We start from the raw sequence: 17,498 nt of genomic DNA, 5'->3' as shown, positions 1-17,498 counted from the left end.
TTTCGCGATGAAGAAAGTGGGGGGATGTGAAGGCGACGGGCGGGAGATGGCGGGCGGGGGACCGTAACGGCTCCCCCACCCGTCACTGAGCGCCTAGTAGCACTCGATCCCGGCGCCGCTGCCCCAGCTCAGCCCCATGTGGAGACCGGAGAGCTTGAAGGTGCCGGCCGTGGTGGCCCACGCCGTCTGCTTCACATCGGTCAGCACGGCCTTGTCGGCCTGCTGGGCGAACCCGAACGGGTTGGCCTTCTCCCCGCTCTTGGGCTTCGGGGTGTTCCCGCTGGTGGTCCCAGCCGGGACGCCGATGTTGATGCCCGAGAACACGGCATTATCCGCGTCGAGGTTGGCGACATCGATGTAGATCTGGTCGGCCTCGACGTCCGTGCCCTTGTCACCCGCGGTCAGCTTCAGGGTGACTGACTTGTTCAGGAACGGAACCGGGGTGACCACGGACTGACACATGTCGGTGATGGTGGCGTGACTGAACGCCGAGACCGACACCGGGTGCGCCTCGTCCTTGCCCTCAAGACTCTTGCCCGAGTCTATGGAGCCGTACTGGTTCATGTCGTAGCCGACGAGCTGGCCCGCCCGGACCTTGAACTCCTGCCCCGACACACTGAACGACGCGGCAAGCGCGCCCTGCGCGAGGGCCACACCTATCACTGCCGTGGCGGCAACGCTGGGCACCATCACCACAGCGAACCGCTTCCATCTTGTCCCGCCACGCACCTGGGACTCCATATTTCCTCCTTCTCGGACGTACATCTCCTGGCCCTGACTGCCCCTGTCGAAAGGACGGCTCAGCCGGGCAGGGATGGGAGAAGTGCTACGTCCTCGGGAAGGAGAGCGCCCGCACTCGGAGGCGCGAACCGCGCACCGATCACCGGCGATCACCCCCGAGCGACACAACCACTGGTCGCGCCTGACACGCATCACGCACAACCTTGCTGGACAGGCTCCGCCGGATGGGCGAAGACCCCCCTGTCCAAGAGCCGGCGCACCTGCCGCCGGCCCTGCTCGGTGGGGACCCAAGGAATCCCGCCACCCAACCGGCTGCCGGGGTACGGGAAAGGACCGAGCGTCGCCGATCGTGGTGCATTCTCGCCGCCCGCACAAGGGGCTTCGTTACTCGGTAGTAACGGCCGGATAACCGAACAACGACCCGCTGGTCTCGGTCGACGACGCTGGGTGGCAAACGGGGGGAGGACAAAGCGGTTTATGGATGGACAGAAACCGACAGATCAAGGGCTCTGACTTACTGGAAGTAACAGCGGCCGCGTTTACCAAGTTTTGGTAAAGCGCGGCCGCAGTGACGTTGTCCCGGCAAATCTTTCACTCGGGCAACACATGCTGTCGTGTTTAGCAACTGGTCAGAACCGGGCTCGCACCCCGCTCCGACCCCCGCTCAGAACAGGGCGCGGGAGAGGGCCCTACGGGCCGCCGAGACCCGCGGGTCGTCGGCGCCGACCACCTCGAAGAGCTCAAGTAGCCGAATCCGTACGGTGTCCCGCTCGTCACCGGCCGTGCGTTGCACGGTGTCGATGAGCCGCCCGAACGCGTCCTCGACATGACCGCCGACCAGATCCAGGTCGGCGGCGGCGATCTGCGCCTGTGCGTCACCCGGCTTCTCGGCCGCCTCCTTGCGCGCCTGCTGCGGATCGAGGCTCTGCACCCGCTGGAGCAACTCGGCCTGGGCGAGCCCCAGTTTGGCCTCGCTGTTGCCGGGGTCGTCACTCAGTACGTTCTTGTACGCCTGGACGGCACCGCCGAAGTCCCCTGCGTCCAGGGCGCGTACGGCGGCTTCGAGGAGTGTGTCGTACGGTCCCGCGGGAACGGCCGCGGGCTGCGGGGCGGCGCCCGGCTCGGCGTCCGGGTCGACCGCGAGACCGGTCAGCCCGAAGCGCTCCTCGGCGACCTGCACCAGCTGGTCCAGGGTCTGCTGGATCTGCTCCCTGCCTGCCGCGCCCTGGAAGAGCGGCAGGGCCTGGCCGGCGACGACGGCGAACACGGCCGGGATGCCCTGCACCCCGAACTGCTGCATCAGCATCTGGTTGGCGTCGACGTCGATCTTGGCGAGGAGCAGGCGCCCGTTGTACTCGACGACGAGCTGCTCCAGGAGGGGGCTCAGCTGCTTGCAGGGCTCGCACCACTCGGCCCAGAAGTCGATGACGACCGGGACCTCGGTGGACCGCTGCAGGACATCGCGCTCGAAGCCCGCCTCGTCTACGTCGATGACGAGATCGGCCGGGGAGACGGCACCCGGGCCGCCGCCCTGCCGTGCGGCTTCGGCGCGCGCCTGCTCCGCCTTCGCCTTGGCCTCCTGGGCCGCCTTCACCGCGGCGAGGTCGACGACTCCGCTCATGGACATGTTCCGTGGCTGCATGCGTCTATCCTCCCCCGTGGGAACGCGTCTGTGAAAAGCGATGTGAAAGCCGGTCGTGCAGCGCGGCCCTGACGCCGGGTCCCCACCCCACGCCGTGCGTACCACCACTCGCGTACGTCCGTCGCGAGCTTTCGCTACGAGTCGTAGCGTAATGGCACCGAGTGCCTGCCCGGTACCCCACCCCGGTGATCTCTCTCACTGCGACCGAGAACCGCCGGTTATGGTCGGAGGATGCAGAGCCGCACCCCCGCCCCCCGCGCCACAGGACGCCCGCGCAGCGCCGCCGCGGACACCGCGATCCTCGCGGCGACGAGGGCGGCGCTGGTGGAGCTGGGCTGGTCGAAGCTCACGCTGGGAGATGTGGCTACCCGTGCGGGAGTCGCGAAAACCACCCTCTACCGCCGTTGGGCCGGCAAGAACGAGCTCGTCGTCGACGCGGTGGCCGAACTCTTCGACGAACTCGAACTCCCCGACAGCGGGACCCTCGCCGCGGACATCGAGGGCGTGGTCCTGCAGTTCGCGGCGATCCTGGCGCGACCGGAGGCCCAGAACGGGCTGATGGCGGTGGTGGCGGAGTCGTGCCGCGACGACGCGCTGCGCGAGCGCATCCGGTCGTCGATCGTCGACCGGCAGAAACGTCTGGTCCTCGAGGGCCGGGAACGCGCCCAGGCGCGCGGCGAACTCCCGCCGGAGGCGGACCCCTCGGAAGCGGCCCGCACGGTCGACCTGATCTTCGACATGGTGGCGGGAGCGGTGGTCCACCGCACGCTGGTCAGCGCGGAACCGGCGGACGAGACCTGGGTCCACGGCTTCACCCAGGTGCTGCTGACGGGCTTGGCGGGGTCGGCCGTGGACTGAGGCGCGCGGGCGGGGTCAGAACCCCGCCGGCTCCGTGTACACCCCCCACTCGTCCCGCAGCACCCCGCAGATCTCCCCGAGGGTCGCCTCGGCCCGCACCGCGTCCAGCATCGGCTCGATCATGTTGGACCCGTCGCGGGCGGCAACGAGCATGCCGTCCAGGGCAGTTCGCACCGCCGCCTCGTTACGGGCAGCCTTACGAGCGCCCAGCACCCGCACCTGCTCCCGCTCCACCTCGTGACTCACCCGCAGGATCTCCAGATCACCGGTGACCGAGCCATGGTGGACGTTCACCCCCACGACCCTCTTCTCGCCCTTCTCCAGGGCCTGTTGGTACCGGAAGGCCGACTCGGCGATCTCGCCCGTGAACCAGCCGTCCTCGATGCCGCGCAGGATGCCGGAGGTGACCGGCCCGATGGGGTGCTGCCCGTCGGGGTGCGCCCTGAGCCCGCGCTCCTTGATCTGCTCGAAGATCTTCTCCGCCTCCGCCTCGATCCGGTCCGTCAGCTGCTCGACGAACCAGGAACCGCCCAGCGGGTCGGCCACGCTCGCCACCCCGGTCTCCTCCATGAGCACCTGCTGGGTGCGCAGTGCGATCTCCGCGGCCTGCTCGGAGGGGAGCGCGAGCGTCTCGTCCAGTGCGTTGGTGTGCAGGGAGTTGGTGCCGCCCAGGACCGCGGCCAGCGCCTCGACCGCCGTACGCACCACGTTGTTGTACGGCTGCTGCGCGGTCAGCGAGACACCCGCGGTCTGGGTGTGGAACCGCAGCCACTGCGCCTTCTCGGAGCGCGCCCCGTACACGTCCCGCATCCACCGCGCCCAGATGCGCCGCGCCGCCCGGAACTTGGCGATCTCCTCGAAGAAGTCGACGTGCGCGTCGAAGAAGAAGGAGAGTCCGGGCGCGAACACGTCGACGTCGAGGCCGCGCGACAGCCCCAGCTCCACGTACCCGAACCCGTCCGCGAGCGTGTACGCCAGCTCCTGCGCGGCCGTCGAACCGGCCTCACGGATGTGGTAGCCGGAGACGGACAGCGGCTTGTAGGCGGGGATGCCGGCCGCGCAGTACTCCATCAGGTCGCCGATCAGGCGCAGATGCGGCTCGGGCTGGAAGAGCCACTCCTTCTGAGCGATGTACTCCTTGAAGATGTCCGTCTGGAGCGTGCCGTTGAGGACGGCGGGATCCACGCCCTGCCGCTCGGCCGCGACCAGGTACATGCAGAAGACGGGGACGGCCGGGCCGCTGATCGTCATCGACGTCGTGACGTCACCCAGCGGGATGTCCTGGAACAGGACCTCCATGTCCGGCGCCGAGTCGACGGCGACCCCGCAGTGCCCGACCTCGCCGAGGGACCGGGGGTCGTCGGAGTCCCGCCCCATCAGCGTCGGCATGTCGAAGGCGACCGACAGGCCGCCGCCTCCGTTGGCGAGGATCTTCTTGTACCGCTCGTTGGTCTGCTCGGCGTTGCCGAACCCGGCGAACTGGCGGATGGTCCAGGTCCGCCCCCGGTAGCCCGTCGGATACAGCCCGCGCGTGAAGGGGTACTCCCCCGGCCACCCGATCCGCTCGAAGCCCTCGTACGCGTCCCCCGGCCGTGGCCCGTACACCGGCTCGACGGGGTCTCCGGAGAGCGTGCTGAAGTCCGCCTCCCGCTTGCGCGAGGCGTCGTACCGGGCCTGCCAGCGTCGGCGGCCCTCTTCGATGGCGTCAGCGTCCATACCATCGAAGGTACTAGGACGTCCAAGTAAACGTCGAAGAACGACCGCCGTACGCGTGCCGTACGGCGGTGCGGGTTACGCCTTGACGGGCGCCGGAGCCGCTTCGGTGAACTTGCCCTCCAGCTCGCGGCTGATCTTCCGCTCCACGAAGAACGCGGCCGTCGGAATGGTCCCGGCGAGCAGCACCCACACCTGCTTGAGGATGGGCCACCTCGCCTTGGAACCCAGGTCGAAGGCGAAGACGAGGTAGACCACGTACAGCCAGCCGTGCGCGATGGCGACGACACGGGTGACGTCCGCGGCGCCGTCGATGTCCAGGCCGTACTTGGCGATCATGCTCAGGCACAGCAGGACCAGCAGCACACCGGTGACGTAGGCCAGGACGCGGTAGCGGGTCAGCACGCTCTTTTTCATGCCTACGAGCGTAACCACGCGTTCCGGGCGATCTTCCCGCGGGTCAGTCCTCGTCGAAGTCGTGCGCGGCGACCCTCAGCGGCCGCAGCATCGCGAAGATCTCCGCGCACTCCTCGGCGTCGTACACGCCTAGCCCGAAGTCCATCGCCATGAGGTCCCGCGTGGCGGCCTCGACGGCCTCGCGGCCCTTGTCGGTGATGGAGGCGAGGGTGCCGCGGCCGTCGTTGGGGTTCGGGCGCTTGTCGACCAGACCGGACCTGACCAGGCGGTCCACGGTGTTGGTGACCGAGGTGGGGTGCACCATGAGCCGCTCGCCGATCTTGGACATCGGCAGCTCGCCGGCCTTGGAGAAGTTGAGCAGCACCAGTGCCTCGTACCGCGCGAACGTCAGCCCGTACGGCTTGACCACCGCGTCGACCTCGGCGAGCAGGATCTGGTGCGCGCGCATGATCGAGGTGATCGCGGCCATGGACGGCACGTTTCCCCAGCGCTGCTTCCAGAGTTCGTCGGCGCGGGCGATGGGGTCGAAGGGAAGACTGAGCGGCTTCGGCACGGCAACGACCTTACCGGCCGGTCACATCGTGGTCAGCACCGTCTCGCCTTTCAGACGGTTGCCTCCGGCGGTGGGGCGGGGTGCGGGTCGGTGGGGGCGGGCGTTTTTGCGCAGTTCCCCGCGCCCCTGAATGCCTGCGGCGGCCCGCTGCTGTCCAGTGGGGGCGGGTGTAGCGCGTGCGGGTGTGTGGTGGGTCGGGGCCGGGGTGGGGGGTGTCCGTCCTCGGTCCGGCGGTTGCTGCGTCTTGAGTAGTGCTCGGTAACGGACGCCGGCCGCTGCGGGCGGACACCCCCCACCCCGCCCCCTGCGCGCCGTACGCGGCCAACGGCCCATCGTGGTGCGCGGTGCGGCCAACAGCCCATCGTGGTGCGCGGTGCGGCCAACAGCCCATCGTGGTGCGCGGTGCGGCCAACAGCCCATCGTGGTGCGTGAGGTGGAGATCGGTCCGTTGCGGCCGGGCGACTGCAACTTCCCAGGGGCGCGGGGAACTGCGCGACCAGCCCCCACCGGCCCGCAGCCGCCCGACAACCTCACCCGGCACCCCCGTAGGCGCCCGGCCTAAGCCCCGCGCACGCAACCCGTCACCGACATCACCAGGGAGTACAGGGATGTCGTGGCCGCGACGAACATGCGGTTCCCCTTCGGTCCGCCGAACGTCACGTTGGCCACCCGGTCCGGGACGCGGATGCGGCCGATCAGCGTGCCGTCGGGGTCGTAGCAGTGGATGCCGTCGTCCAGGGCGGCGGCCCACAGTCGGCCCTCGTCGTCGAAGCGGATGTTGTCGAAGTGGACGCCCCCGCGGGCCTCGGCGAAGACCTTGCCGTCCGAGAGTGTGCCGTCGGCGTGGATGTCGTACTCGTGGATCCGGGCCGCCCGCGAGTCGGAGACGTACAACCGCTGCTCGTCGGCGGAGAGGATCACGCCGTTGGGCCCGTCCAGCCCGTCGGCGGCGAGACATACCTCGCCCGTGGCCGGATCGATCCGGTACACATGGCACGCGCCGATCTCGGACTCGGCACGGTGCCCCTCGTAGTCGCTGAGGATCCCGAAGTCCGGGTCGGAGAACCAGATCGTGCCGTCGGAGCGTACGACGGAGTCGTTCGGGCTGTTCAGGCGCTTGCCCTGATAGCGCTCGGCCAGCACGGTCACCGTGCCGTCGGGCTCGGTTCGGGTGACGCGGCGGTTGCCCTGTTCGCAGCTGACGAGGCGGCCCTGGGCGTCGACGGTGTTGCCGTTGGTGTTGCCCGCCGGGGTGCGGAAGACCCCGACCGTGCCGGTGGCCTCGTCCCAGCGCAGGAGGCGGTCGTTCGGGATGTCGCTCCAGATCAGCTGCCGCCAGGCGGGCAGGTACAGGGGTCCCTCGGCCCAGCGGCAGCCGTCGTACAGGACCTCCAGCCTGCTGTCGCCGTTGGTACAGGGACGGAAGCGGTCGTCCAGGATCTCGTAGAGGCTGTCGGAGCCGGGCATGGTGTCCTCCTCGGGTCGGGGGCGGGACGGGTCAGCGGCGGCCGGTCCTGCGCAGGTGGTGGCGCACCGCGCGCTGGGCGACCGGGCCCAGGTCCTCCAGCGCGGCGACGAGCACGCCGAGTTGCTCCAGGGCGTCCAGGGCCGCGGTGGCGCCGGGGGCGTCGACCCCTTCGTACAGCTCGATGCCCACGAAGGAGGCGGCCACCGCCCGGGCCAGGCCCGCGGGGTCGGCGAACTCACCGAAAGGCGTGGCGGCGAGGACTCTGGTGAGGACCTTCTCGATCTCGGCCATCCACAGCTCCAGGCCCGCCGCGGTGGCCGGGCCGAGGGTGGCGTGGGTCTGGGCGCCGGCCAGCAGCTGGCCGAGGAGGGCCACGTGGCCTCCGGCGCGCTCCTCCTCGTGGACCTTGCGTCCCACCGCGAGGAGTTCGGACAGCGAGGTCACGGCGGCCAGCCGCTCCCGGTAGCGGGCCACCGCGCGCTCCGCGCCGTAGCGGCAGGCCGCCGCGAGGAGTTCGTCGACCGAGCCGAAGTGGTAGAAGACCAGCGCCTGATTGACCCCGGCGGCCGCCGCGACCGTACGGGCGGAGGTCTTGGCGATGCCCTGTTCGGTGAGGACACGCAGGGCGCCCTCCAGGAGTTTGGCCTTCGTCTCCAGGGACTTCGCGGACTCGGGACTCACGCGCGCACCTCCTCGCGCACGGGCCGCAGGCCGGGGCGCACTCCGCATGTCGCGATGTCGCTGTACGTCGCCTCGAAGGAGCCCTCGTAACCGAACAGCGGGCCGAAGTACCGGTTGACGACCCGGACCCGGATGCGGAAACGACCTGCCTTGTCGTCGTACGACTCCCGCACCTCCGCCGTCGCGCCGATCAGCTCGGGCACCCGGACGTCCACCACGCCCTCCCGGAACCGGTGCTCCCCGGAGCGGATCAGCAGCGAGCCGTCGGGCTCGGCGTGGAAGTGAAGCTCGCTGGCCAGGTGCTGGTGGGTGCCGAGGTAGTCGAGGACGCGGTCTCCCTTGGGGCTCAGCACCATCTGGGCGTCGAAGCGGTGGGGACGGCCGGGCAGGTGGAAGGTGCGCACGAAGGTCACCGTCTCACGACCGTAGGTGTCCGCGTAGGGAACGTTCTCGATCACGAACGGCACGCTCCGCCCCGGTCTCGGCACCAGGATGTTGCGGGTCGCCCCGAGGGCCAGGAAGGGCTTCACGAAGGCCCCGCCGTGCCAGACGCGGTCCATCACACCCCGGCCGGTGCACGCCTCACCGGTCGTCAGGCCGACCGAGAAGCGGCGCTGGAGCTGGGGGTGCAGGCGGTCGAAGTCGGCGCCCATCACGGTGCGGAACATCGAGGTCATCGCGGGGTCTCCAGGGTACGAAGGACACGCGGCGCACGCACGCGCGTGGCGGGCCGGCGCAGACAGCGGCGGGCGGCCGGGGTGCCGGGCAGGGGTGGCGTGAACAGGGCCAGCGAGATGACGACGGCGAGGAACAGGGGCGAGAGGTAGGCCATCGACGCCGCCAGGGGGCCGAAGAGGTGCAGGAGGCGCTCCAGGCCGAGTCCGGTGGCGCCGGCGATCACGACGAGGGCGCGGACGAGGAGCTCCGCGAGCCAGTACCGCAGCGCGCGCTCCGGGGTGATCCCGCGCTCCAGCCACAGGCGCAGCCGGTCGAAGGACCAGGCCGTCGCCCAGCCGATCAGGGGGCGGAAGAGCAGGCGGTCGGCCACGGCGCCGACACGGCCCCAGCGCGTGCGGTAGTCGTATCCGGTGAGGAAGGTGACGCCGTCGCCGTCGGGGAGGTAGCGCCAGTAGCCGCTGCCCTCCGCCAGGAGCGAGAGCGGGTGCGGGGAGGAGAAGCGCAGGGCGGAGGTACGGGTGCCGTCGGGGCGTTCCCGCTCCCCCGCGGAGACCCCGGTACCGGCGACGGTGAGACCGGGCAGCACGCGCGTGGCGTACCGGAAGCGCTGCGGCTCGCCCTCCGCGCGCGGGAGGTAGGCGATCTGAGTGAAGCGGAGGTCCCAGCGCTGGTGCTGGGACGGCTCCTGCGTCCGGGTCCAGAGATCGTCGAGATCGGCGCGAATGCGTGCCTCGATGTAGAGCCCCATTGAATCCCCCAGGCGAGCCCGCAATTTGAGCGACTGCTCAAACAATCCGAGGACGAACGTACACGCTTTTGAGCGATCGCTCAAACAGGAGGCACGAGAAAACCCCGGCCCGCGCGGGCCGGGGTTCGTGGTGAGGCCGGGTCAGTCGGCGAGGTGCCGCTCCACCGTCTCCACCTTGGAGGTCAGACCGTCCGTCACTCCGGGGCGGACGTCCGCCTTGAGCACCAGCGAGACGCGCGGCGCCCGCGCCTCCACGGCGGCCACGGCACGCTTGACGACCTCCATGACCTCGTCCCACTCACCTTCGATCGAGGTGAACATGGCGTCGGTGCGGTTCGGCAGCCCCGACTCCCGGACGACCCGCACGGCGTCGGCGACATACTCACCCACGTCCTCGCCGACCCCCAGCGGGGTCACGGAGAAAGCGACGATCATGCGCCCACCACCCCTTCCTTCGCCGTGCGGGCGCGCGAGGCGATGACAGCGTCCTCGGCCTCACGCTTGAGCCTGCGCTCGGCGAAGAAGCCACCCGTGGGCAGCACGGAGAGCACGAAGAACCAGATGCCCGTCTTCGCGGACCACTTGGTGCGGTTCCAGGCGTCGAGCCAGAAGATCACGTACAGGATGAACAGGACGCCGTGGACCATGCCCATCACCGGCACGGCGTTGAAGTCCGTGGTCCGCTTCAGCACCGAGCAGACGAGCAGGAGCAGGAACGAGACCGCCTCGGGAGCGGAGACCAGGCGGAGTCGTCGGATGGCGGAGGCTGTCTTGAGGTCCACGGGTCACCTTCGGTGGGAGGTACGTCGACAGTTTGTGAACGCACGCACAAGCGTTCGCCCATTGTGACAAACGATCCCGGAAGCCGCGGCACGGGGTCCGACAGTTCCCCGCGCCCCTGGGTCGGACAGGTGCACGCACGTACAGCCGCGTACGGCGCGCAGGGGCCGGGGTGGGGGGTGTCCGCCCGCAGCGGCCGGCGTCCGTCACCGAGCACTGTTGAAGCAGCCGAACCGCCGGACCGAGGACGGACACCCCCCACCCCGGCCCCGACCCACCACACACCCGCACGCGCTACAAAGACCCCCACCGGACAGAAACAGGCCGCCGCAGGCACCCAGGGGCGCGGGGAACTGCGCAAAAACGCCCGCCCCCACCGACCCGCACCCGCACCCGCACAAGCCGCCGCACGGCACTACGCCCCCTAAGGAACCTCTCAGGGTGCGCCTCCACCCCCAGGTGCTGTCGGCAAGGGCTTGCGCCAGCTACCTTCACTCCGTGGCGATGTTTCGACTTCAAGGCAGCAAGGTGCTCGCCGTCGACATGACCGGGGACGCCGTGAAGGCGAAGAACGGCTCGATGGTCGCGTACGACGGGCAGATGGCATTCAAGAAGATGAGCGGCGGTGGTGAGGGGATCCGGGGCATGGTCACCCGGCGCATCACCGGCGAGCAGATGACCGTGATGGAGGTGTCCGGGCGCGGGACGTGCTGGTTCGCGGACCGGGCCTCTGAGATCAACCTCGTCAGCCTCCAGGGGGACAAGCTGTACGTGGAGTCGAGCAATCTGCTCGCGACCGACGGCGGACTCAGGACCGGCACCAGCTTCACCGGGCTGCGCGGCGCCTCGCAGGGCAACGGACTGTTCACGACCACGGTCGAGGGCCACGGCCAGGCCGCGATCATGTCGGACGGCCCGGCGGTCGTCCTGCGGGTCAGCCGCCAGTACCCCCTGACCGTCGACCCCGGCGCGTACATCGCGCACCAGGGGAACCTGAACCAGTCCTTCCAGTCCGGTGTGACGTTCCGCACGTTCATGGGCGAGGGCGGCGGCGAGGCCTTCCAGATCCGCTTCGAGGGCGACGGCCTCGTGTACGTCCAGCCCAGCGAGCGGAACACGATCGCGGGGGATGTGTGACATGCCCTTCACCGAGATCAACTCCAAGATGGTCGAGGCGACCGTCCTGCCGGGCCAGCGGCTGTTCAGCCAGCGCGGCGCGATGCTGGCGTACAAGGGCGAGGTGTCCTTCACCCCGAACCTCCAGGGCGGCCAGGGCGGCGTCATGTCGATGATCGGCCGCCGCGTGGCCAACGAGGACACTCCCCTCATGACCGTCGAGGGCAGCGGCACCGTCCTGTTCGGACACGGCGGCCACCACGTCCAGATCATCAACCTCACCGGCGACACCCTGTACGTCGAGGCGGACCGCCTGCTCGCCTTCGAGGGCACTTTGCAGCAGGGCACCATGTTCATGGGCTCGCAGGGCGGCGTCATGGGCATGGTGCGCGGCCAGATCAGCGGCCAGGGCCTCTTCACGACCACGCTGAAGGGACACGGCTCGGTGGCCGTCATGGCCCACGGCGGTGTCTTCGAGGTCCCCGTCACCCCGCAGCGCCCGGTCCACGTCGACCCACAGGCCTACGTCGCCCACCACGGCGACGTCCGCAACAAGCTGTCGACGGCGCTCGGCTGGCGAGACATGGTGGGCCGCGGCTCCGGCGAGGCCTTCCAACTGGAGCTCAGTGGGAACGGCGTGGTGTACGTCCAGGCCTCGGAGGAGAAGCTGTGAGCCACTACCCGGGGGCGGGCCCCACCGTGTACGACCCCATGACGCTGCCGTCGGACGACAACGTCAACAACTACACCTTCTGCGTGGAGCTCAAGGGGAGCCAGTGGTTCCTGCAGAAGGGGAAGATGATCGCCTACTACGGCCAGATGGATTTCAACGGCATCGGACACGGCCGCCTCGACGGTCTCATCCGTACGTCCTTCCATTCGCCTCTGCACGCGAGCGACTGGGTCGTGGCGCAGGGCTCGGGCAAGATGCTCCTCGCCGACCGGGCCTTCGACGTGAACTCCTACGACCTCGAGAACGGCAACCTGACCATTCGCTCGGGCAACTTGCTCGCTTTTCAGCCAAGTCTCGCGCTGAAGCAGTCGATCGTGCCTGGCTTTCTGACTCTCATCGGAACCGGAAAGTTCGTGGCCGCCTCCAACGGGCCGGTGGTGTTCATGGAGCCCCCGATCCGGGTGGACCCGCAAGCGCTTGTGGGCTGGGCGGACTGCCCCTCGCCGTGCCACCACTACGACCACGGCTACATGGCGGGCCTGATGGGCGGTCTACGTGCGATGACGGGCCTGGGCGGGGCCTCCGGCGAGGAGCACCAGTTCGAGTTCGTGGGGGCCGGCACCGTACTGCTCCAGTCGACGGAGGTCCTGATGGCCGAGCAGGCCGTCGGAGCGACTCCGCAGCAGGCCGGAGTACCCGGTGGCCAGGGGGTACCCGCAGGCCATCCCCAGCAGCCGGGGGCACCGCGCCTTCCCGGACAGCTGGGGGACCTCCAGCGTCGCTTCGGGCTGTGAGCGGTAGTCTGCGGAGTGTGACATCGAACGCGTGCGCACAGTCACACCACCCTCATTAGTTCGCCTTTCAACCTTTTAGGTAGACTTCATTCATGGAGACCGAGACGGCCACGCGCTGGCTGACCGATGCGGAGCAGTGCGCCTGGCGCACCCACCTGGAGGTCAACAGGCTGTTGACGTATCAGCTCGAAAGGGACCTTCAGCCGTTCGGCCTGACGATGAACGACTACGAGATCCTCGTCAATCTCTCCGAGTCGGAGGGCGTACGGATGCGGATGAGCGATCTCGCCGCCGCCACCCTCCAGTCCAAGAGCCGGCTCTCGCACCAGATCACCCGCATGGAGAACGCGGACCTGGTCCGGCGCGAGAACTGCGAGTCCGACCGCCGGGGCCTGTACGCGGTCCTGACCGAGCACGGCATGGAAACGATGAAGAAGGTCGCGCCCCATCATGTGGCGTCTGTGCGGAGGCACTTCATCGACCTCGTGCCTACTGAGTCCCTGACAGAACTGGACAAGGCCCTCAAGCCGATCGCGGACCATTTGCGGGGGCAGCGAGGGCGCCCCTGACACCGGGGCCCGATCAGGCGATCGGCAGGCGGAGTTCGAACAGAGCTCCGCCTGTCGGCGCGTCACGGACCGTCAGCGTCCCACCGTGCCGGGCGGCGACATCACGGGCGATGGCGAGACCGAGCCCGGCGCCGCCGTCGTCCCGGGCCCGCGCCTCGTCCAGTCGCACGAACCGCTCGAAGATCCGTTCCCGGTCGCCAGCAGGCACCCCGTCGCCGTCGTCACCGACCTCGACCACTGCATGCCGGTCACCGTCCCGTCGTACCGTCACCACGATCGCCGACCGCGCGTGCCGCTCCGCGTTGTCCAGCAGGTTGTCGAGGACGCGCTGCAACTGCCCCCGGGACCCCGCCACTTCGACGGCATCGACCCGCACCGTCACCCCGGCCCGCCCGGCGGCCCGTTCCCGGGCCAGTGCCGCCAGCTCGACCCGCGCGCCGGCGTCCCGCTCCCCCGCGTCCAGGCGGGCCAGCAACAGCAGGTCCGCCGCGAGGTGCTGCAGCCGTACCGTGTCCTCGACCGCCCCGTCCAGGTCCAGCAACCCGGGGTGCGCGGCGGCCACTTCGAGCTGGGTGCGCAGCGAGGCGATCGGGCTGCGCAGCTCGTGCGAGGCGTCGGCGACGAACCGGCGCCTGCGCTCGACGGAGGTCTCCAGCGCGGCCAGCGTCTCGTTGGTGGTGCGGGCGAGACGGGCCACCTCGTCGTGGGTGTCCGGCACCGGGACGCGGCGGGCGAGGTCCTCGGAGGCGGTGATCGCCGCCATTTCCCGGCGGATGGCCTCGACCGGACGAAGGGCGCGACGAGTGACCGTCCAGGTCACCCAGGCGACCACCGCGAGGAGCACCGGCAGGCCTACCAGCATGACGGTGGCGGCGGTGTGCACCGCGTCCTGCTGGGCCTGGAGCGAGGCACCGGCGTACACCCGGACCTTGCGGTCGCTCCGGTCCGTGACCTCGACCTGGGCGAACCGGTACGCGACGCTCGCACCGTCCACGGTGGCCCGGCCCTGCCCGTGCCAGGTGACCTCGCCGACCTCGCCGATCTCCGGGTCGTCCCCGTCGTCCCGCCCCGCGTCGGGGCTCGGTACCGGAGTGACCTCCGGGGCGCCGGTGCCGCCGACGGCCTCCAGATCCTCGCTCACCGCGAGCACCCGCCCGTCCCGGTCGACCACCTGGACCGGATGGTCCTCGTCCAGGTCCAGCTCCCGGTACGGCACGCCCTGCGCGATCTGCGCCGCCACGTCGCGGGCGGCGCTGTCGGCGGCCGTGTCCGCCTGGCCCGCGAGGTTGCTGCGCAGCGACAGCAGGACGACGGCGCCCGCGGCGACCAGGGCCACGGCCACCACCGCGGTCGCGGCCAGCGTGGCCCGGGCCCGGACCGAGCCGAACAGCCGCCTCATCTCGCGGCCTCCAGCCGGTACCCGGCACCGCGGACCGTGCGGATGAGGCCCGCGTCCAGTTTCCGGCGCAGGGTGCTGACGTACACCTCGACGATGTTGGGGTCGCCGTCGTACGCGAAGTCCCAGACGTGCTCCAGGATCCGCGCCTTGGAGACCACCTCGCCGGCCCGCACCGCGAGTTGCTCCAGGACCGAGAACTCCTTGGCGGTGAGCGTGACCTCGTCGCCGTCGAGGAAGACCCGGCGGGCGGCGGTGTCGATCCTCAGCCCACCGAGTTCCAGCACCGGCGACGCCCCGGCGCCCTGCCCGCGTCGACGCAGCAGCGCATTGATCCGGGCCACCAGGACGACGTAGGAGAAGGGCTTGGTCAGATAGTCGTCGGCACCGGTGTCCAGACCCTCGGCCTCGTCGTACTCGCCGTCCTTGGCGGTGAGCATCAGGATCGGCACCTCGTGGCCCGCGGCGCGCAGGGCGGCGCAGATCCGGTAGCCGTTGAGGCCGGGCAGCATGATGTCGAGGATCACCAGGTCGTACGACCCCTCGGTGGCCCGGTGCAGCCCCTCCCGGCCGTCATGGACGACGTCGACGGCGTAGCCCTCGGCCGTCAGGCCCTTGGCCAGGGACAGGGCGAGGCGGCGTTCGTCCTCGACGATCAGCAGGCGCATTCGTACAGGGTGGCAAACGGAACCTGAAGACACCTTCAGGAGGGTTCAGGTCCCCTTCAGCTCCCCTCCCGCAGCTTGGTTGTCGTCCAAAGCGAACGAAGCAGAACGGCTCCGGAGGAATCCTCATGAAGCGCAACATCGTCATCGCCACCCTCACCGCCGCCGCGCTGGCCACCGGCGGCACCGTCGCGGCGTTCGCCGCGGGCGACGACGCGGCGACGGCGACGCAGCGCCACACGAACACGGGCGCCCGGGCCGACGACGACGCCTCCGAGGACCGTACGGCGCTCTCCGGCGGCAGCATCACCGCGGCCGAGGCGATCTCGGCCGCCCTGGGGCACACACCGGGCACCACCGTCTCGGCCGACCTCGACGACGACGGCGCCACCGCGTGGGAGGTGACCGTCGTCAAGGGCGACGGCACCGAATACGACGTGCGGATCGCCCCGGACTCCGGCAAGGTGCTCGGCGCCCAGCGGGACACCGACGACGACAACGACGGCGAAGACCGCGCCGAACTGGCCGCGGTGAAGGGCGCGCAGACCGACGCCCGCGAGGCCGCGCGGGCCGCCGCCGTGAAGGGCACGGTCACCGAGGTCGGCCTCGACGACGACAACGGCGCCATGGCCTGGACGGCGGACACCGTCAAGGACGGCAGGCACAGCGAGTGGAAGGTCGCCCTCGGCTCGGGCAAGGTCACCCAGGACCGCGACGAGGACTGACCCGGACGTCATACGGAGGACCGACCCGGCCGTACGAGAGCCGCACCCGCGCGAAGGGCGCCCCTCCCCCGGGCGCCCTTCGCCATGACCAGCACCGCCGTCACGGCGACCGCCCCGCCCGTCACCGCGAAACACACGGCCACCGGCAGCTGCCCCGCCAGGGCTCCCGCCGCGGCCGTTCCGCCCGTACTCCCGGCGTTCACGGCCGTGTTGACCCACGCGCCGGCCTGGGTGCGGGACTCGGGGGCGACCGCCGCGTCGGCGACGAGATACGCGGTGGTGAGGGCGGGCGACACGAAGAACCCGGCGCCCGCCATGACCAGGGCGAGGGTGCCGAGGCCCGGTGCGAGCCCGGCGCCGAGGAGCGCGAGGCCCAGGCAGGCCGTCAGCAGCGCCAGCCGGGTCCTGGCGGGCGTTCTCCAGTTCACCGCGCCGTTGAGTATCCCGCCGACCGCGCTTCCGGCCGACAGCGCGGCCAGCACCCACGCCACGCTCGCGCCGCCGTGGTGATGCCGCTCGGCGAACACGACGACGAGCAGGTCGAGCACACCGAGCGCGACGCCCACGGCCGCGGCGGCCACGACGGGACGGCCGACCCGCCGCAGGACGCGCCGGCCGCCGCTGGACCGCCGTGGAGAAGAGCCCGCGGGACGCACTGCCCGTACCACGGGCGACCGTACGAAGCCGGTCGTCCCCGCCACCATCAGGGCGGCGCCGGCGACGATCCCCACGGCCGGCGCGGCGGCCCCGACGAGGACGCCCACCAGCAGCGGGCCCGAGACGAAGAGGAGTTCCTCGGCCACCCCGTCGAGGCTGTACGCCCGCTGCAGCAGCGCCTTGTCGTCCTGGGCGAGGCGTGCCCACACGGCCCGCATGGTCGGTCCGAGCGGCGGGACGCAGGCTCCCGCGAGGGCGGTGAGGGTGCCGAGGAGGACAGGGGGCGCGCCGGGGCGCCAGACGGCCGCGGTGAGCAGGGCGAGCAGCAGGACGTGCGCCGAGAGCATGGGGACGAGCGCCCGCGGCGGCCCGAAGCGGTCGATCAGGGCGGCCCTTGCGGGCGCCAGGAAGACGACGGTGGCGCCGAAGAGTGCCATCACGGCACCGGCCACCGCGTACGAGCCCGAGGCGCGGGTCACGGCGAGCATCACGGACAGCGGGACGACGCCGTACGACAGCCTGCCGAGCAGGGCGGTGGCGAAGGTGCTGCGGGCATGCGGAATGCGCAGCACCCGCGCATAGGAGGCAGACATGGGTGAGTTCCTCGACGGAGGCGTGGCAGGG

Annotated in this window: 20 protein-coding genes; 6 read left to right on the top strand and 14 right to left on the bottom strand. The window is 70.4% G+C overall.

The window, feature by feature from the left end:
- Window positions 1–93: 93 nt before the first annotated feature.
- Together BFN33_RS42620 and BFN33_RS42615 are read right to left on the bottom strand one after the other, a co-directional pair.
- Window positions 94–741: a DUF6230 family protein gene (locus BFN33_RS42620; RefSeq protein WP_069765599.1), complete on the bottom strand. Its 648-nt coding sequence runs from the start codon at window positions 739–741 to the stop codon at window positions 94–96.
- 664 nt (window positions 742–1,405) lie between these two features.
- The gene (locus BFN33_RS42615; protein ID WP_069765598.1) at window positions 1,406–2,383 is read right to left on the bottom strand and encodes a tetratricopeptide repeat protein; all 978 of its coding nucleotides are present in this window, start codon (window positions 2,381–2,383) and stop codon (window positions 1,406–1,408) included.
- Between the two features lie 231 nt (window positions 2,384–2,614).
- On the opposite strand from BFN33_RS42615, the gene BFN33_RS42610 reads away from it, so the two are divergent.
- Window positions 2,615–3,241: a TetR/AcrR family transcriptional regulator gene (locus tag BFN33_RS42610; RefSeq protein ID WP_069765597.1), complete on the top strand. Its 627-nt coding sequence runs from the start codon at window positions 2,615–2,617 to the stop codon at window positions 3,239–3,241.
- Window positions 3,242–3,256: 15 nt separating this feature from the next.
- On the opposite strand, the gene BFN33_RS42605 is transcribed toward BFN33_RS42610, so the two are convergent.
- The 9 genes from BFN33_RS42605 to BFN33_RS42565 form a co-directional block, all read right to left on the bottom strand.
- Window positions 3,257–4,957 carry a methylmalonyl-CoA mutase gene (locus tag BFN33_RS42605; protein WP_069765596.1) on the bottom strand — a complete coding sequence of 567 codons (1,701 nt, stop codon included), beginning with the start codon at window positions 4,955–4,957 and terminating at the stop codon, window positions 3,257–3,259.
- 75 nt (window positions 4,958–5,032) lie between these two features.
- Window positions 5,033–5,371 carry a DUF3817 domain-containing protein gene (locus BFN33_RS42600; RefSeq protein ID WP_069765595.1) on the bottom strand — a complete coding sequence of 113 codons (339 nt, stop codon included), beginning with the start codon at window positions 5,369–5,371 and terminating at the stop codon, window positions 5,033–5,035.
- Window positions 5,372–5,414: 43 nt separating this feature from the next.
- The gene (locus BFN33_RS42595; RefSeq protein WP_069765594.1) at window positions 5,415–5,924 is read right to left on the bottom strand and encodes a MarR family winged helix-turn-helix transcriptional regulator; all 510 of its coding nucleotides are present in this window, start codon (window positions 5,922–5,924) and stop codon (window positions 5,415–5,417) included.
- A gap of 558 nt (window positions 5,925–6,482) precedes the next feature.
- On the bottom strand, window positions 6,483–7,391 hold the full coding sequence (locus BFN33_RS42590; protein ID WP_069765593.1) for an SMP-30/gluconolactonase/LRE family protein: 909 nt from the start codon (window positions 7,389–7,391) through the stop codon (window positions 6,483–6,485).
- Window positions 7,392–7,422: 31 nt separating this feature from the next.
- A complete protein-coding gene (locus tag BFN33_RS42585) occupies window positions 7,423–8,073 on the bottom strand; it encodes a TetR/AcrR family transcriptional regulator (RefSeq protein ID WP_069765592.1) in 651 nt (216 codons plus the stop codon).
- Window positions 8,070–8,750 (bottom strand): DUF4166 domain-containing protein, encoded by a 681-nt coding sequence (locus BFN33_RS42580; protein ID WP_069765591.1) that lies wholly within the window; start codon window positions 8,748–8,750, stop codon window positions 8,070–8,072. The genes BFN33_RS42585 and BFN33_RS42580 overlap by 4 nt, the downstream gene beginning before the upstream one ends.
- Window positions 8,747–9,499 (bottom strand): hypothetical protein, encoded by a 753-nt coding sequence (locus BFN33_RS42575; protein WP_069765590.1) that lies wholly within the window; start codon window positions 9,497–9,499, stop codon window positions 8,747–8,749. The genes BFN33_RS42580 and BFN33_RS42575 overlap by 4 nt, the downstream gene beginning before the upstream one ends.
- Window positions 9,500–9,640: 141 nt before the next feature.
- On the bottom strand, window positions 9,641–9,934 hold the full coding sequence (locus BFN33_RS42570) for an MTH1187 family thiamine-binding protein (protein ID WP_069765589.1): 294 nt from the start codon (window positions 9,932–9,934) through the stop codon (window positions 9,641–9,643).
- Window positions 9,931–10,281: a DUF3817 domain-containing protein gene (locus BFN33_RS42565; protein WP_069765588.1), complete on the bottom strand. Its 351-nt coding sequence runs from the start codon at window positions 10,279–10,281 to the stop codon at window positions 9,931–9,933. The genes BFN33_RS42570 and BFN33_RS42565 overlap by 4 nt, the downstream gene beginning before the upstream one ends.
- Before the next feature lie 502 nt (window positions 10,282–10,783).
- Here BFN33_RS42565 and BFN33_RS42560 point away from each other — a divergent pair.
- From BFN33_RS42560 to BFN33_RS42545, 4 genes are all read left to right on the top strand, one after another.
- The gene (locus tag BFN33_RS42560; RefSeq protein WP_069765656.1) at window positions 10,784–11,416 is read left to right on the top strand and encodes an AIM24 family protein; all 633 of its coding nucleotides are present in this window, start codon (window positions 10,784–10,786) and stop codon (window positions 11,414–11,416) included.
- A 1-nt stretch (window position 11,417) separates the two neighbouring features.
- Window positions 11,418–12,068, top strand: a complete 651-nt coding sequence (locus BFN33_RS42555; protein WP_069765587.1) for an AIM24 family protein — start codon at window positions 11,418–11,420, stop codon at window positions 12,066–12,068.
- A complete protein-coding gene (locus BFN33_RS42550; protein WP_069765586.1) occupies window positions 12,065–12,862 on the top strand; it encodes an AIM24 family protein in 798 nt (265 codons plus the stop codon). Before BFN33_RS42555 ends, BFN33_RS42550 begins: the two co-directional genes overlap by 4 nt.
- 92 nt (window positions 12,863–12,954) lie before the next feature.
- On the top strand, window positions 12,955–13,431 hold the full coding sequence (locus tag BFN33_RS42545) for a MarR family winged helix-turn-helix transcriptional regulator (protein WP_069765585.1): 477 nt from the start codon (window positions 12,955–12,957) through the stop codon (window positions 13,429–13,431).
- Window positions 13,432–13,444: 13 nt separating this feature from the next.
- Here the strand turns inward: BFN33_RS42545 and BFN33_RS42540 are convergent, their stop codons facing one another.
- Both BFN33_RS42540 and BFN33_RS42535 read right to left on the bottom strand, forming a co-directional pair.
- On the bottom strand, window positions 13,445–14,830 hold the full coding sequence (locus tag BFN33_RS42540; RefSeq protein ID WP_069765584.1) for a cell wall metabolism sensor histidine kinase WalK: 1,386 nt from the start codon (window positions 14,828–14,830) through the stop codon (window positions 13,445–13,447).
- On the bottom strand, window positions 14,827–15,495 hold the full coding sequence (locus BFN33_RS42535) for a response regulator transcription factor (RefSeq protein WP_069765583.1): 669 nt from the start codon (window positions 15,493–15,495) through the stop codon (window positions 14,827–14,829). The genes BFN33_RS42540 and BFN33_RS42535 overlap by 4 nt, the downstream gene beginning before the upstream one ends.
- Window positions 15,496–15,620: 125 nt before the next feature.
- Here BFN33_RS42535 and BFN33_RS42530 point away from each other — a divergent pair, with 125 nt between their 5' ends.
- Window positions 15,621–16,217 (top strand): PepSY domain-containing protein, encoded by a 597-nt coding sequence (locus tag BFN33_RS42530; RefSeq protein ID WP_069765582.1) that lies wholly within the window; start codon window positions 15,621–15,623, stop codon window positions 16,215–16,217.
- An 8-nt stretch (window positions 16,218–16,225) separates the two neighbouring features.
- On the opposite strand, the gene BFN33_RS42525 is transcribed toward BFN33_RS42530, so the two are convergent.
- Window positions 16,226–17,467: an MFS transporter gene (locus tag BFN33_RS42525; RefSeq protein ID WP_069765581.1), complete on the bottom strand. Its 1,242-nt coding sequence runs from the start codon at window positions 17,465–17,467 to the stop codon at window positions 16,226–16,228.
- Window positions 17,468–17,498: the final 31 nt, after the last annotated feature.

The organism is Streptomyces sp. LUP47B (assembly GCF_001746295.1).
Classification (GTDB): Bacteria; Actinomycetota; Actinomycetes; order Streptomycetales; family Streptomycetaceae; genus Streptomyces.
This window is presented reverse-complemented; position numbering and strand designations above follow the sequence as displayed.

What these genes read in the sequence shown, in the direction of transcription:
- BFN33_RS42580 (WP_069765591.1), bottom strand. Translation starts at nt 8,750, where the DNA reads ATGACCTCGATGTTCCGCACCGTGATGGGCGCCGACTTCGACCGCCTG.
- BFN33_RS42570 (WP_069765589.1), bottom strand. Translation starts at nt 9,934, where the DNA reads ATGATCGTCGCTTTCTCCGTGACCCCGCTGGGGGTCGGCGAGGACGTG.
- BFN33_RS42605 (WP_069765596.1), bottom strand. Translation starts at nt 4,957, where the DNA reads ATGGACGCTGACGCCATCGAAGAGGGCCGCCGACGCTGGCAGGCCCGG.
- BFN33_RS42600 (WP_069765595.1), bottom strand. Translation starts at nt 5,371, where the DNA reads ATGAAAAAGAGCGTGCTGACCCGCTACCGCGTCCTGGCCTACGTCACC.
- BFN33_RS42535 (WP_069765583.1), bottom strand. Translation starts at nt 15,495, where the DNA reads ATGCGCCTGCTGATCGTCGAGGACGAACGCCGCCTCGCCCTGTCCCTG.
- BFN33_RS42530 (WP_069765582.1), top strand. Translation starts at nt 15,621, where the DNA reads ATGAAGCGCAACATCGTCATCGCCACCCTCACCGCCGCCGCGCTGGCC.
- BFN33_RS42545 (WP_069765585.1), top strand. Translation starts at nt 12,955, where the DNA reads ATGGAGACCGAGACGGCCACGCGCTGGCTGACCGATGCGGAGCAGTGC.
- BFN33_RS42555 (WP_069765587.1), top strand. Translation starts at nt 11,418, where the DNA reads ATGCCCTTCACCGAGATCAACTCCAAGATGGTCGAGGCGACCGTCCTG.
- BFN33_RS42525 (WP_069765581.1), bottom strand. Translation starts at nt 17,467, where the DNA reads ATGTCTGCCTCCTATGCGCGGGTGCTGCGCATTCCGCATGCCCGCAGC.
- BFN33_RS42560 (WP_069765656.1), top strand. Translation starts at nt 10,784, where the DNA reads ATGTTTCGACTTCAAGGCAGCAAGGTGCTCGCCGTCGACATGACCGGG.
- BFN33_RS42620 (WP_069765599.1), bottom strand. Translation starts at nt 741, where the DNA reads ATGGAGTCCCAGGTGCGTGGCGGGACAAGATGGAAGCGGTTCGCTGTG.
- BFN33_RS42540 (WP_069765584.1), bottom strand. Translation starts at nt 14,830, where the DNA reads ATGAGGCGGCTGTTCGGCTCGGTCCGGGCCCGGGCCACGCTGGCCGCG.
- BFN33_RS42610 (WP_069765597.1), top strand. Translation starts at nt 2,615, where the DNA reads ATGCAGAGCCGCACCCCCGCCCCCCGCGCCACAGGACGCCCGCGCAGC.
- BFN33_RS42590 (WP_069765593.1), bottom strand. Translation starts at nt 7,391, where the DNA reads ATGCCCGGCTCCGACAGCCTCTACGAGATCCTGGACGACCGCTTCCGT.
- BFN33_RS42575 (WP_069765590.1), bottom strand. Translation starts at nt 9,499, where the DNA reads ATGGGGCTCTACATCGAGGCACGCATTCGCGCCGATCTCGACGATCTC.
- BFN33_RS42615 (WP_069765598.1), bottom strand. Translation starts at nt 2,383, where the DNA reads ATGCAGCCACGGAACATGTCCATGAGCGGAGTCGTCGACCTCGCCGCG.